At 34.3% G+C, this 13,734-nt stretch carries 6 protein-coding genes; 3 read left to right on the forward strand and 3 right to left on the reverse strand.

Translation table 11 applies throughout. The features are described 5' to 3' along the window. The 3 genes from KW502_RS00005 to KW502_RS00015 all read right to left on the reverse strand — a co-directional run. Positions 1 to 5,854, reverse strand: a 5,854-nt coding sequence (locus KW502_RS00005) for a PKD domain-containing protein (protein ID WP_219038472.1), incomplete at its 3' end; no start/stop codon positions are given. 388 nt (positions 5,855 to 6,242) lie between these two features. Continuing rightward, complete coding sequence (locus KW502_RS00010; protein ID WP_219038473.1) at positions 6,243 to 10,517, reverse strand: T9SS-dependent choice-of-anchor J family protein; 4,275 nt, start codon at positions 10,515 to 10,517, stop codon at positions 6,243 to 6,245. A gap of 339 nt (positions 10,518 to 10,856) precedes the next feature. Beyond that, positions 10,857 to 11,909: a ferredoxin--NADP reductase gene (locus tag KW502_RS00015; RefSeq protein ID WP_219038474.1), complete on the reverse strand. Its 1,053-nt coding sequence runs from the start codon at positions 11,907 to 11,909 to the stop codon at positions 10,857 to 10,859. A gap of 125 nt (positions 11,910 to 12,034) precedes the next feature. Between KW502_RS00015 and KW502_RS00020 the strand changes: the two genes are divergently transcribed. The 3 genes from KW502_RS00020 to KW502_RS00030 are packed head-to-tail and all read left to right on the forward strand — an operon-like array spanning position 12,035 to position 13,700. Beyond that, positions 12,035 to 12,373 (forward strand): PadR family transcriptional regulator, encoded by a 339-nt coding sequence (locus KW502_RS00020; protein ID WP_219038475.1) that lies wholly within the window; start codon positions 12,035 to 12,037, stop codon positions 12,371 to 12,373. Continuing rightward, positions 12,370 to 13,005, forward strand: a complete 636-nt coding sequence (locus KW502_RS00025; RefSeq protein WP_219038476.1) for a hypothetical protein — start codon at positions 12,370 to 12,372, stop codon at positions 13,003 to 13,005. The genes KW502_RS00020 and KW502_RS00025 overlap by 4 nt, the downstream gene beginning before the upstream one ends. Next, positions 13,002 to 13,700, forward strand: coding sequence for a hypothetical protein (locus tag KW502_RS00030; RefSeq protein WP_219038477.1), 699 nt, complete (start codon positions 13,002 to 13,004; stop codon positions 13,698 to 13,700). Before KW502_RS00025 ends, KW502_RS00030 begins: the two co-directional genes overlap by 4 nt. Positions 13,701 to 13,734 lie beyond the last annotated feature (34 nt).

Consider the following 13,734-nt stretch of genomic DNA (forward strand, 5'->3'; position numbering starts at 1 on the left):
GTAAGCTAAAACTATTATCACCCGCAAAACCAAAGGTGTCTATACAGCCTGTATCAGTGTTTTCTAAACGTACATAAATACGCTGAGGGTTAGCGATATTAGTATAGTTGGTAGGTACTGCAATAGCGTTTACCCCATCTATAGCATCTTGCTCACTGGTGTGGTAAGTAAGTTCTAAATTGCTCGCATCGACATCGCCTAAGATATTAGCGTCATTCTGTGTCAAATCAAAAGAAGCAAATCCATTAGCTGTCGCATCATCACAAACATAGAGGTCTTCTAATTCCAACTGAATCTCTGGCGTGGCTACTTGAATAAGCGCTAGTGAACGTACGCTATAACAGCCTGTGCCATCATCTCCATTAACTCCAGTATTCTCTGCTCGCACATAAATGGTTTGATTTACATTAGTGGTGCTATAGGCTTCGATATTTTCTATAGGATTTGTCCCTAAATTAGCGGCATTCTCTGTGAGATGGAAAGTGATGCTTACATTAGGTTCGCCGTTTAAGATATTGGCGATCGCTGCCTCCAAGTTAAATTCAGTATACCCATCATTATCTACATCACAAGATGTTAAAGCGGTTAAACTATCAGCTAAACTTGGGTTGGGCGTTACCTCTAAAGTAAGGGTGGTTCGGGCTGAACAAGTATTCTCTCCTACCACAAGCACAATTAAGGTTTGAGCATTATCGATATTTAAGTAATTCTCTGGATCGGCTATCGCTGTATCATTGGCTAGATCTTCAGCGCTTTCATAGAAATAAGCCGTTAAAGAACTATCATTAGTAGTGATCTCTGGAATAGCAGCTGTCAAATCAAATAAACCGATCTCATCAGTAGCCTCTAAAGCACTATCATCACAGACACTCAATTTACTTGGATTGGTGATGCTAGGATTACTGCCTACTACTAGCTCAAATGAACCAATACGGAAACAGCTTGTTTCGGCATTTTCTATACGGAACCAAATTGTTAGCGGACTAACCCCAGCATTAGAATATGCGCTTGGATTACCGATAGGGTTTAAGCCGTTTTCTGCCTGTGTTTCACTTTCGTAATAACTGATATTAAAATCTTCTGGAACTTGACTGCCATAAATGATTGTATTGTTTTGGGTTAAATCAAATATTGCTGTGGTGGTATTATTCTCGTTATCACAAATAAACAAGTCTAAATCTATAGTTGGATCGACCAAATCTGGTAAAGGAGTTGTCACTAATGTAAGGGATACATAGCGATAACAACCAGTGTTGATATTGGTAGAACGGGCATAGATGACCTGCGTATTAATTTGAATATTGGTATATAAATCTGGCAACTGATCTTGAGGATCTCCTAATTCTGCATTAGCCACAGTAGCATAATAAGTGATTGCTACATCGGCCTCGCCATTGGCGATTAATTGATCATAGGTACTTAAATCAAATTCAGTAAATCCATCATTATCATCATCACAAACCTCATAAGCAGCTAACTGTTCACTAGGGGTGGGAGAAGGTAAAGGGTTTACTATTAAGGTAAGCGTAGTGGTTGCACTACAGCCTTGTTCATCTACTACTTCAGCTATAATGGTTTGTGCATTATCTAACTCGTTAGTGAAACTCTCTGGCGTTGCGATAGGGGTACCATTAGCAAAATCTGTTTCGCTAGCATACCAGTTCACAATAAGTGAAGAATCACCGCCAGTGATCTCTGCTTCTTTTTGTGTTAAATTAAATATACTTAACTCATCGGTATCACTGCCACTAGCTAAATCATCACAAACCTCTAAAGGGGTAGGTTGTACCGGCTCTGGTAGAGGATGAACAATTAAGGTTAACGGTACTACACTATAGCAACCTGCAGGAGTGACGGTATCTTCTACTCGAATCCATACCTCTTGAGTTGATGTTTGGGTAAGATATCCTCCAGCATTGGTGATTGCAGAAACACCATCGTTCGCATTTTGCTCACTGGTATAATAAGTAACTTCATAAGTTGCAGGATCTAACCCATTTAATACTTCTTCTTCTACAGAGGTTAAATCAAAATAAGCTTGACCATTGTCGTTGTTATCACAGGTCTCCAAATCTGAAGGTGTAACTAGCATTGGACGGTCATAAACTGCTAAGGCTAAAGTGGTCGTTTGTACACAACCATTTAAATCATCTACCGCTCGTACATAAACCGTTTGGTTATAGGCTGAAATATTTGAATAAGGACTCGATATGGCATCGACATTGTTTTGAGCATCACTTAAAGTTAAGTGGTAACTAATACTAACATCTGTATTACCGCCAGTGATTTCTGAGCTCTTGCTCTCTAAATCAAAAAGCGTATAAAAACCATCATTATCACTATCACAAGCCAATAATGGACTAGGATCAAATATCTCGGCAGAAGGTGTGGCTTCAATCTCAAAACTAGTGGTTAAAAAACATTCTTCACTATCATTGGAGCTTACCTTTACATAAATTGTCTGCGGATTACTCGTGTTCTCATAAGCGCTATAGTCATTGATAACAATACCATTATCTAAATCTGATTGACTAGCATAATAATCTACCGTATAAGCTAATGAACTCTGCCCTGATAATGCTTCTACATCACTGTTTAGTAAATTGAAGGTAGCTGTATTTGCGCTGCCGTTATCGCAAGCTGTCTTATTACTGATCTCTCCAACAATTACTTTGGTTACCTCTAATTCAAAACTCGTTAAATTATAACATTCTGGGTGATCTATATTTTCTATACGAACAATAATTTCTTGACCTTCTGCTAAATAAGTATAATTAGCTGGATCTAAAATCCCTGGTTCATCAGCATCTGCTGCGGTTTCTGTTTCGTAATAAGTAATGCTAAAATCTGTCGCTGATTGTTCGCCTAAAACAACAGGGGTGTTTTGTGTTAAATCTACCGTGCCATCGCCTAAACCATTATTACAGATTACAATAGGATTAGGCTCATTAGCCACGCCACTATAATGACTCTCTACGGTAAAACTTGCGGTACGGTAACAATCACTGTCTTCATTGTTTTCTACACGTACATAAACCACCTCTGGAGTCTCACCTTGAGTATTAGTAAAAGAGGAAGGGTTATTTACAGCAGCACTCATACCCAGATCAGCATCAGCCTGACTCGTATAGTAACTTACCGTATAGGCTGATGAATCCTGACCGGCTAACGCCAAAGCATCTACTTCTTCAACTAAATTGAAACTAGCGCTAGAATCATTATCATCATCACACTCTTCTAAAGCTACATCGCTTAAATCGCCGATGCGAATGGTGTTGACTTTAATCTCAAAGCTTCCAGTAGTATAGCAGTCTGTCTTGTTAATATTTTCTATTCTCACAAAAATGGTCTCGGTTTCTGAGCTTGGTGTGTAACCTGTTAAAGGAAGAGGGCTTGCATTATTATCTGCATCATCTTGTGAACCATGGTAAGAAATATTAAAATCTGCTGCATCTTGAGCGCCTAAAATAGTAGCGGTGTTTTCTTGTAAATCAAAACTGGCATCAGATAAAATCTCAACACAAACTACATTGTCTTCTGCCGGTACATCGTTAACAATACCACTATAAAAACCTGTTGCTGTAAAACTAGTCGTTTCATAGCAAGATGGATTAGCATTATTTTCTATTCTTACATAAATGGTATTGACCTCTGTATCTCCTGAATAAGTTGAAGGGCTAGCAATAGCTGTGTTAGAGTCACCAATATCAGCCGCTGCTTGAGAAGTATAATAACTAATCGTAAAGTTAGCAGGGTTTTGGCCATTATAAATAACTGATTCGTTTTCAGTTAAATTAAAAATAGTTTCTCCATCGTTATCTTCATCACATCCTTCTATGGCTGGAGGAAGAGTTGCTGAAACGGTGTATGTAATAACCTCAAAATTATCTGTAACATAACAATTAGAACTATTTGAATTTTCTATTCTAATGTAAATTGTCTCATTTACTGAATTTGGAGTATAATCTGTCAGAGGAAGTGGATCTACATTATTATTTGCATCATCTTGTGAGGCATGATAAGAAATATTGAAAAGTGCTGCATTTTGAGCGCCTAAAATATTAGCGGTATTTTCTTCCAAATTATATGTAGCTTCTTGTATGTTAGGGAAACAATTTGATAAGTTTTCAAAATTTTCAATAACAGGAGCCGTATAAATAATAGAATTAATTTCTGCAATTAGTGTGCAATTTTCATCTTCAATTCTAACATAAATGGTATAAGGAGTGTCATTAACAAGAGTGTAATTTTCTGGATCATTAATAGTGTTATTATTTCCGGCTGTGGCGTCTGATTCATTTTCATAATAAGAAAAAATAAATTGCTCAGAGTTATCAATGAATTGCGGTTCAGTCTGTGTGAGGTTATAAATTTCAGAATTAATACCATCAGTGTCACATTGTCCTAGAATATCAATAGCATTTGTATTTAAAGCAGCATCACCTTCAGTTACTTCTACATTAATGGAATCTTCACAATATTGGTTAGTCCATGTAAAAGAGTAAGTGCCTAAATCATCTAAGCCAGTTACTAAAGTGATGTTATTATTTGGGTTTTCGATAACAGTTGGGGTTGGATTACCTGTATCAGCAATCCACTGTCCGCTTCCGCTTGCTTCTAGAGTAACTTGATTGGTACAAGCAATATTTTGCGGTTGGGTAACTACACCTAAATTTGCCGTGAATTGAATAGCGTCTAAAAAGTTTCCTACTGTATTATTTCCTGAAGCGGTTGAAATTGCACGAAATTCAAATCGGGTGGTAGGTTGATCGTTGGGTACAGTATAGGTGCCAACTTTAACGTCCCAACCTTCATTAATAGCCGTAGAATACTGGGCAACTTGAGTTAGGTTCGAACCTGGGCTACCTGCATAAACCCCTACAATATCATTACCAGAAGGAGAGAGGTTTCTTGCTGCATGAGCAAAGCTAAAGTAAAATTCTGTTCCTTGTACAGGAGTATTGTAGTCTTGATAAACTCCAGAGGCTTGATTGGCATTTAATTCTATATATTGATTTCCTGAATAGGCAGGGAGTCCACCACCAGCATTTGTAGTTCTCCAAACTTCAATTTGACTGTCAGTGGCTGTGGTAAACCAACCTGGCACATCATTATCATTTAAAAAAGTAGCATATGAAGGAACAACAGGTTCTTCAAAATCAAAATTAACGGTGGTAATTACACAGTCTCCATCTTGTTCAAAAAATATAACATTAACAGGAATTGTAATAGTTGCTTCACAACCATTTTCGTCTGTAACAGTTAATTCTATAATATAAGTATCTAAATCTGTGAAAGTATGAGAAACGTTAGTACCTGTTGCTGTTGTTCCATCTCCAAAATCCCAAGTATAAATAGCATTATTACCATTATTTTCAAAGATAGCTTCAGCATTAAAAGTGATTTCAGTAAAAACATTAACCGTATAAGTTCCGTTTTCTAAGTTTGAAGGATTTATATTTGTAATGTTTGGTGTAATTAGTTGACAAGCTTCAACGCAAGAAATTACAGCTTCCCAGCCATCTAATGGGGAAGGCATACCATCGGGAATATATTCAAAAGTAAGACAACCAGAAGGACTTTGATCGCTAACAGAAATGGTAAAAGGACCGTTTATTAGACCACTAAAAGAATCTATTAAAGGAGCATTCGTGTTTTCTCCGTCGTAAACATAGAGAATGTCTGTGCTTGAGGTGATAAAAGAATTAAAAATGACTTGAATGTTTAAGTCTGAGTTTGAATCTGGACAAATGGTAGTCACAACAGTTTCTTCAGGAAATGCAGTACCTTCATTAGGCCCTCCGGTGTCATAAAAATTTCCGGTACAAGTAACAATATTTTCTTGCTCACCCATAATGTAATTCTGCGAGTAAGTAGGAAACGAAAAAATTATCAATCCTAATAAGAAGTAAAAATTTCTCATATTACATTTATATTATGTTTTCTAATTGAAAAAGTTAGCCTAGATAATTAACGGTATTTAAAATTATTACGAATTTCATTTTTGTATATTTTCATGGGAATTATTTCACTTGAATTTTGCTTGAAAAACACCTTTTGGTAAATACTAGTTATGTAATATGAAATTTTTTTGTGAAGGATTAAGTGTGTCATATTTTGTTATATTTTGTTTCTAAGTATTAAACAGTTGAAATTCAAAAAATCCTAATTTAACTTGAGTTAACTTAAAAAGGTTTTGCTTGAATAGTACTCAAGCAAAACCTTTTTTAAGTTTATTTTATTTAGTTAATTACTATTAATTTTACAGATTTTGTTGCGTTATTAATGCTAATTTGCATAAGGTAACTTCCTGCTCCCAAATGATTGATGTTAAGTTCTTTTTTAGCAGAATTTATTTCTTTTGAAAACACTTTTTGACCTAATAAATTATAGATAATTACTTGCTGAATAATTTTATGAGATTGAATATTTACTAAGCCTCTTGTAGGATTAGGATATAAGCTAAATCCTGCAAAGTTATGACTCTTTAAACCTAATGTTAAAGTCTCAAAAGTTTCAACATTACTATTTTCACTAAAATTATCTAAAGCACATATTGCAGTAACATATATATCGTAGCTTTCCTGAGGCTCAAGATTAGTTAGGGTTACCCCTAAAGTACCGTCATTATCGTAAAATGTATTTCCTTCGTTTTCAGGATTAAAACCTGTTACCCCATAAGTAACAATCCATTCTGTTTCATCTCCATTTGAAGTCCAAGAAACATTAGCAGCAGTAGTAGTGATATTTGTTATTGTGATTTCAGTAGGAGTTTCACAAGGCTCTTGTAGAGTAGTGAAATTTGCGGGTTCTGAAATTTCACTCGAGTAATCAACATCACAAACGGCAGTAACATATACTTCATAATCAAATTCTGGATTTAAGTCTGTAAGAGTTACCCCTAAATTACCGTCATTGTCTGTTATGGTATTTCCTTCAGTTTCTGGATTGAAACCTGTTAACCCGTAAGTAACTATCCATTCTATCTCATCGCTATTTGCATTCCAAGAAATATCTGCAGAAGTATCAGTAATATTGGTAATAGTTATTGCTGTAGGAATTTCACAAGGTTCTTGTAGTGTAGTAAACGTTTCAAGATTAGAAGGATCACTTTCAAAGTCAGCATCACAAACAGCAATTACGTAAACGTCATAGGTAAACTCTGGATTTAAATTGGTTAGTGTTACACCTAAATCTCCGTCATCGTCAGTAACCGTAGTTCCTTCAGTAGCTATATCAAAACCTTCAGGACCGTAAACTACTTTCCATTCTGTTTCATTGCCAATTGCAGTCCAAGAAACGTCAGCAGAATTATCATTAATATTGTTAATAACAACCTCTGTAGGGGTTAAACAAGAAGGTAAACTTAGCTTTATACTTGCTCCAAATACATTAATTACACCATCACCAGAGGCTTTTTCAAAATATAATTCTGAAATAGATTTAGACTGGTTAGCTTCATCTATAGCAATTTCTAACTCATAAATTCTTGGGTTAGTAGTAGAAGCCTCTACATTTTGATTTCCTAAGTTTAACCGACCGATTCCTCTTATGATAACTGGAGGAGTTTCATTATTATACCAATCTGGAACAGCTGTTGTTCCAATAGATTGTGTGCTGCCATCATCAAAAGTAATTGTACCAGTCATTTCAGCAGAACCACTTCCAGAGGTAACCATTAAATGTAAACTTTCTGCTGGTTCAACATCGTTAAACGTTAAAGTTCCATTAGCAGAAACTGTTTCAAGGCGCAATGAATTATTTCCTTCATATGGTGAATCAAAAGGAGACATTTGAAAATGTAACCCGCTAGTTTCTGCATTTTCTTTCGTTAAATCTCCATTTATAGGTAAACCGTTGCCATTTTGTCCAACAGGAGATGCATTTTCGTCTAACTGATAATCTTCAGACATATAGACATAACCAGCTCCATCAATATCGTTAATAGTAGAAGTTGAAGGGGCTCCAATACCGTTTGCAATTACATCATCTGTTAATCCAGAAACAGGTTCTAATTTAGAATATACTCCAAATGTATAAGGCCCAGCCCAAGGGCTATAGCCATCTACATCATTACAATTTACACGTACATAAAACTCATATACGGTTTGTTCTGTAATATCTGTGTTGTATGAATTTGTAAGGACTTCTTCTCCTGAAGTAGGTATGCCAGCACCAAGTTCTTGAACGGCAACGTCCCAAGCACCGGCATCGTTAGCATCCCAAGTTAATTCTGCAGAAGTTAACGTAACTACAGGAGCATTTAAATTTGTAGGTGCCTCACAGAACGGTTTTGGTGAGGTCTTAATATCGTCTAGGTATAAATAAAATAGATTAAAAGTATTTATACTTGTATTTCTGAATGCGATGTAAATATCACTACCTACATATTCTGAAAGATCATACGTGTATTCTCCCCAGCTAGTATTTGGTGTAATATCACTTGCAAGTACTTCTATAAAATCTTCTGTGGCTCTACCAGTTGTAGAAATTAAAATATCAAAACTTTGTGCGTAAAATTGAGATTGGTTGTAACTCCAAAAATTAAATAAGTCACTTTCATTTGCGGTAACACTAAATTTTGGACTTATTAAATAATCGTCGTGAGCGTTAGTGTCTGATTCTATACGTATGGAATTACTTCCCGTGTTTCCAGCAAAAGTATAAACTTCCCACTCGTTATTAGAAGCCCCATCGTTTATAGTTGTCCAGCAATTAGGGATGGTTGTGCTGTCTTCAAAACTTTCGTCTAAACCAGCTGCAGTTTCACAATTTGTATTGAAAGTGTAAACCATCCATTCGCTAGAATCATTTTCGTTGCAAATAGCTCGAATATAAAAATCGTATGAGGTATTAGATGTTAAATTTTCGGATGTGTAATTAGCTTCGGTAATTTCTTCTCCAGTTGTAGGAGCATCTATTCCTGTTTCTACGATGGCTACTTCCCAAGAAGTTTCTGTACTACCGGCAGTCCAAGATAAAGTAGCTGTTGTCGTACTTACTTCATCTAATTCAGTATCTGTAGGAGAAGGACATAAAGGAATTCCGAAAGTTTGAACATCATCAATATATAGATAATATTGATTTTGAGAAGTAGCTTGAAAAGCGATGTAAACAGTTTCTCCAATATAGTCTGAAATATTATAAGAATACTCTGTCCAAGTAGTCGAAGGTGAAATATTAGCTTCTAAAGTTTCTGTGAAATCTACTTCGCTATTTCCTGTGGTCGAAATTTTCAAGTTGAATTCTTCTAAGTATGTATTACTATAATTTCTTGCCCAAAACCTTAGTTCGTCACTAGTATTTGCAGTAACCAAGAACGGAGCTGTAATTAAATAATCGTTATGAGCAGCATTAGAAGAATAATTAATCTGAGCATAGTTTGTTCCTGAGTGTGCATTACCATTACTTACAAACCATGTGTTACTGTCACCTTCATTTATTACACTCCAGCAATTAGGTGTTGAAGTAGAAGATTCAAAGCCTTCTTCTAATCCAGTGGCCACTTCGCAATTGGTAAAAAAGGTAATAGAACTCCAAAAACTGTAAGAATCTACATCACCACACGCGGCTCTTATGTATATTGTATATTCGGTAGCGGGTAATAAGTTTTCAAAAAGATTTTCAGCAGTTGTGATTTCACTACCAGATTCAGGTGCTGCTAAACCACTTTCTTGAATTGCTGCTTGCCAAGCAGTTTCTGTGCTACCAGCATCCCAAGTTAAATAAGCTGAATTTGTTGTTATATTATTTAGATCTAAATTAGTGGGTTGTAAACATTCAGCTGAAGTCTTTCCACTAACAGCAAAAACACTTACTACGCCGTCGGTATTCGTTTTAGTAATCGTTAAGCTCTCTACGTTTTTTGAATAATTTGCTAAATCTATATCTAAAGTTAAATGGTAAATTCTTGGATTGTTAAATGGTGATTCTATATTATCATCATTAGTATTTACTCTACCAATTCCTGTAATTATAGCTGGCGGATTGTTACTGTTATACCAGTCTGGTACAGATTTACCATTAATTGTTTGAGAAGTATTGTCTTCAAAATTAACGATTACATCTATAGTTGAATTAGCGCTACCAGAAGTAGCTAAAAGGTATAAGTTTGTAAAAGAAGCGGGGTTTTCAAACGTCAACGTACCCGACATTTCTGTTGTATTAGAAAGTCTTAATGCGTTATTCTCATCGTAATTGGCAAACTGATAAACTGCGCCATCATAATTTTGAGTTTCGTCATAATATCCTGAAGGATTTAAACCAACAGTGCTGGGTGTGTCTCCGTCAGCTACAGTCAAGCCTTCTACTAAAAAACAAAAACCAGTTCCATCAATATCGCTGGTGGTAGAATTAGCTGTTGGGCCTGTACCATTGGCAATTACATCTTCATTAAATCCTGATTGAATTGTTAAAGGGAGATATTCTGGGGAGTTAAGAAAAATAGATGTTCCCTTTTTTTTATCATCAAAGTCGCTTGCACTGGTGTATTGAGAAATTAATGTTAAAAACAGCAAAAAAAATAAATTAATTTTATTTTTTTTTAAAAAAAACAAGTATTTGTGTATCATATTCTATTTTTTGTTAGTTATGTCATAAATATATAATTATTTATTATAACGTTAAAAGTATATGATTTATATATTAACAAACGTTTGTTAGTTTTTCATCTATTCATTTTAATTTAACTTTTTATATAATTTAAAAAATTTTTTTTAGTTAAAAAATTGAATTATATTAATTTTATAATTTATTTAAAACTTAATTTTAACATTTATTTAACTATTTGAATTTTTAAATAAAAAATCCCTTTAACAAAATAATTAAAGGGATTTAAATTTTAATAAACTAATATTTTAAACATCATCATAATCTACTTTAATAGTAGGAGTTATGGGGTACGCTTGGCAAGTTAATGTTAATCCTTCTTCAACTTCATCATCGGTAAGAATTTGGTTTTTCGCCATTTCTGCTTTTCCTTCAGTAATTCTGGCAATACAAGAACTGCAAATTCCACCTTGGCAAGAATAGGGTGCGTCTAAATCTTCATCTAAAACCGCATCAAGAATATTCTTTTTCTGATCCATAATGAAGGTTTTTTCTTCATCATCTACCATTACTGTAATTTGAGTTTTTCCGTCAAGATTAGCTACAATTTCACCTTCTTCACTAGAGCTAAACAATTCATAATGAATATTTTCTTTAGCGATTTTATTTTCTTGAAGTACTTCAGAAACTAAGTCGATCATTTCTTCTGGACCACATAAATAAATGTCGCTAAATTGATGACCTTTAAACTTATTTTTCATCACAAAATTTACGGTACTCTTTTCAATTCTTCCAAAGAAAGAATCTTCATTTTGAGCACGACTATATACAAATTCTATAAAAAGCCGATCTGGGTAAGTTGCCTGTAATTCGAGTAATTCTTTAAAGAAAATGGTTTCTTCTGGGGTTCGATTACCATAAACTAGTACAAATTTGCTATGCTCTTCTTCTGTTAAGGCGGTTTTAATAATCGACATTACAGGTGTGATTCCGCTACCTGCCACAAAAGCAGCATAGGTATGGTGACCCGCATCTTTAGAAGGTGTAAAAGTAAATTTGCCTTCTGGTAAAAATACATCTAAGGTGTCTCCGGCTTTTAATTCATTATTGGCGTAAGAAGAAAATCTACCATCAGCAATTTCTTTTACGCTCACTTTTAATTCTCCACTTTTTGGAGTAGAACAGATGGAATAAGAGCGTCTTAATTCTTCGCCATCGATTTCTTTTTTTATGGTGATATATTGTCCCGCTGTAAATTTAAAAGTAGTTTTTAAATCTTCAGGTACGTTAAAAACTAAGCTTACCGACTTAGCAGTTTCTCTAATAACTTCTTTTATAGATAAGGAATGAAAGTTCTTCATTAATTAATTTTTCAGCAAAAATACAAAGTCAAGCGTTTTTTTAAACTATTTAAAGTAAAATATAATACCTAAGTTTTATATGCATAAGAAAATTATGTATTTTTGGCTGAATTTAAATTGGTAACATGTCTAATTCAAAATTATATAAAGGGAGCCTTTCTATCATTATTCTGAAGCTCTTAACAGAAACTCACAAAATGTATGGTTACGAGATTACCCAAAAAGTAAAGGAGCTTACGCAGGGAGAATTGAATATCACTGAAGGTGCTCTTTATCCTGCTTTACATAAGTTGGAAGCCGATGGTTTTCTAGAGGTTGAAATGCAACGCGTAGATAACCGATTACGAAAATACTACAAACTCACCCAAGCCGGAAATAAAGAAGAAGTAAGCCGAATTGAAGAATTAGAACGTTTTATTGAAACCATACAAGGCATTGTGAACCCAAAACCAAGTTTAGGATGAAGCAGCAATTAACCCAAGAAGAAATACAATTTATAGATAATTACCTCAAAAATTCTGGCGTTGAGTACATCGATACTCGCTCAGAAGTGGTCGATCACGTGGCTTCTGAAATTGAAAACCGATTTATAGAAAATAATACGTCAGATTTTTATGAGGAGTTTAAAATGTATATGATTCAGCATAAAAAAGCTTTGCTGAAAAATATACACAAATACCGCTGGGCTTTAGATAAACGGATTTTAAAACAGGTGGTTAAAAATTTATTTCATCAGAAGGTTTTAGCTTTTCAGACGCTGTTTTTAGTGATCAGTATTACTTTACTAAATACTTCATTGATTGATCAAGTAGATTTTAAAGCTATTCATATAGTTATTGCGGGAAGTGTGGTTTTTCTGAGTCTTATTTATCCATTTTTTTGGTTTCGAAAGCAAAAAATTTCTGTTATAAATCGTTCAGCGGTGTTGTGTTATTTTATAAACTATTTGGTATTTGATTTGGTATTGAAAATTGTAGATGATTATATTTTTACGTACTCTATTTCCCTAGTGATAATTACGTGGTTCAATATAAGCTTTGCGTTTACACAGGTAAATTATTTTAAATTCTATAAAGATAAATTTCTACTTTCATGAAAAATCTTTCTGCTGAACAAATCGAGCGTTTATACGAGTTTACACGTCAGCATTATGTTGAATATTACGATGTACAAACCGAGTTGGTCGACCATTTAGCATCTGCAATCGAAAAACATTGGCAGGAAAATCCAGAGCTAGAGTTTGAAATGTTACTTCAGCAAGAATTTAAGAAATTCGGCATTTTTGGTTTTGGCGATGTAGTTGAAGAACGGCAACAAGCCATGCAAAAGCGTTACTTTAAATTAGTAAAAAAAGAAGTTTTTCAGTTCTTAAAACTTCTTAAAGTAATTATAGTTGCTTTCTTAATTTGGTTACTTTCTTTTTTACTGCTTCAAAAAGAAATAGGAGTTTTAATTATTGGTGGGATAGTTTTTGCTGAATTGATTTGGATGTTTTACGAATTGATACGTTTGCAAAAAATTCAAAAACAAAAGAAAAAAGAAAAAGGTCGGATTTATTTGTTAGAAGAAATTCTGTTAAAAACAGGTGACGTTGGCTCATTAGGTTTCATGCCTTTTTATTGGTTTTGGACTATTGAAAAAAGCTTTTCTTATCAATATGTAGCTATATTTTTGGGCTTTTTAATAACCTTTAGTTTTGTACTTCATTATATCGTCTTTAAAATCTTACTAGCTAAAAAAGAAGAGATTTTACACAGTGTTTATCCTGAAATGAAATTAGAAAAAGTGTAACGTATTAGATTAAATACCTACTTATTAAAAAAAA

The sequence above is a fragment of the Mesonia aestuariivivens genome (assembly GCF_019311235.1).
GTDB classification, from domain to species: domain Bacteria; phylum Bacteroidota; class Bacteroidia; order Flavobacteriales; family Flavobacteriaceae; genus Mesonia; species Mesonia aestuariivivens.

Bases quoted from the DNA above. Each gene is read 5' to 3' on its own strand.
- KW502_RS00015 (WP_219038474.1), bottom strand. From the start codon at position 11,909: ATGAAGAACTTTCATTCCTTATCTATAAAAGAAGTTATTAGAGAAACT.
- KW502_RS00020 (WP_219038475.1), top strand. From the start codon at position 12,035: ATGTCTAATTCAAAATTATATAAAGGGAGCCTTTCTATCATTATTCTG.
- KW502_RS00025 (WP_219038476.1), top strand. From the start codon at position 12,370: ATGAAGCAGCAATTAACCCAAGAAGAAATACAATTTATAGATAATTAC.
- KW502_RS00030 (WP_219038477.1), top strand. From the start codon at position 13,002: ATGAAAAATCTTTCTGCTGAACAAATCGAGCGTTTATACGAGTTTACA.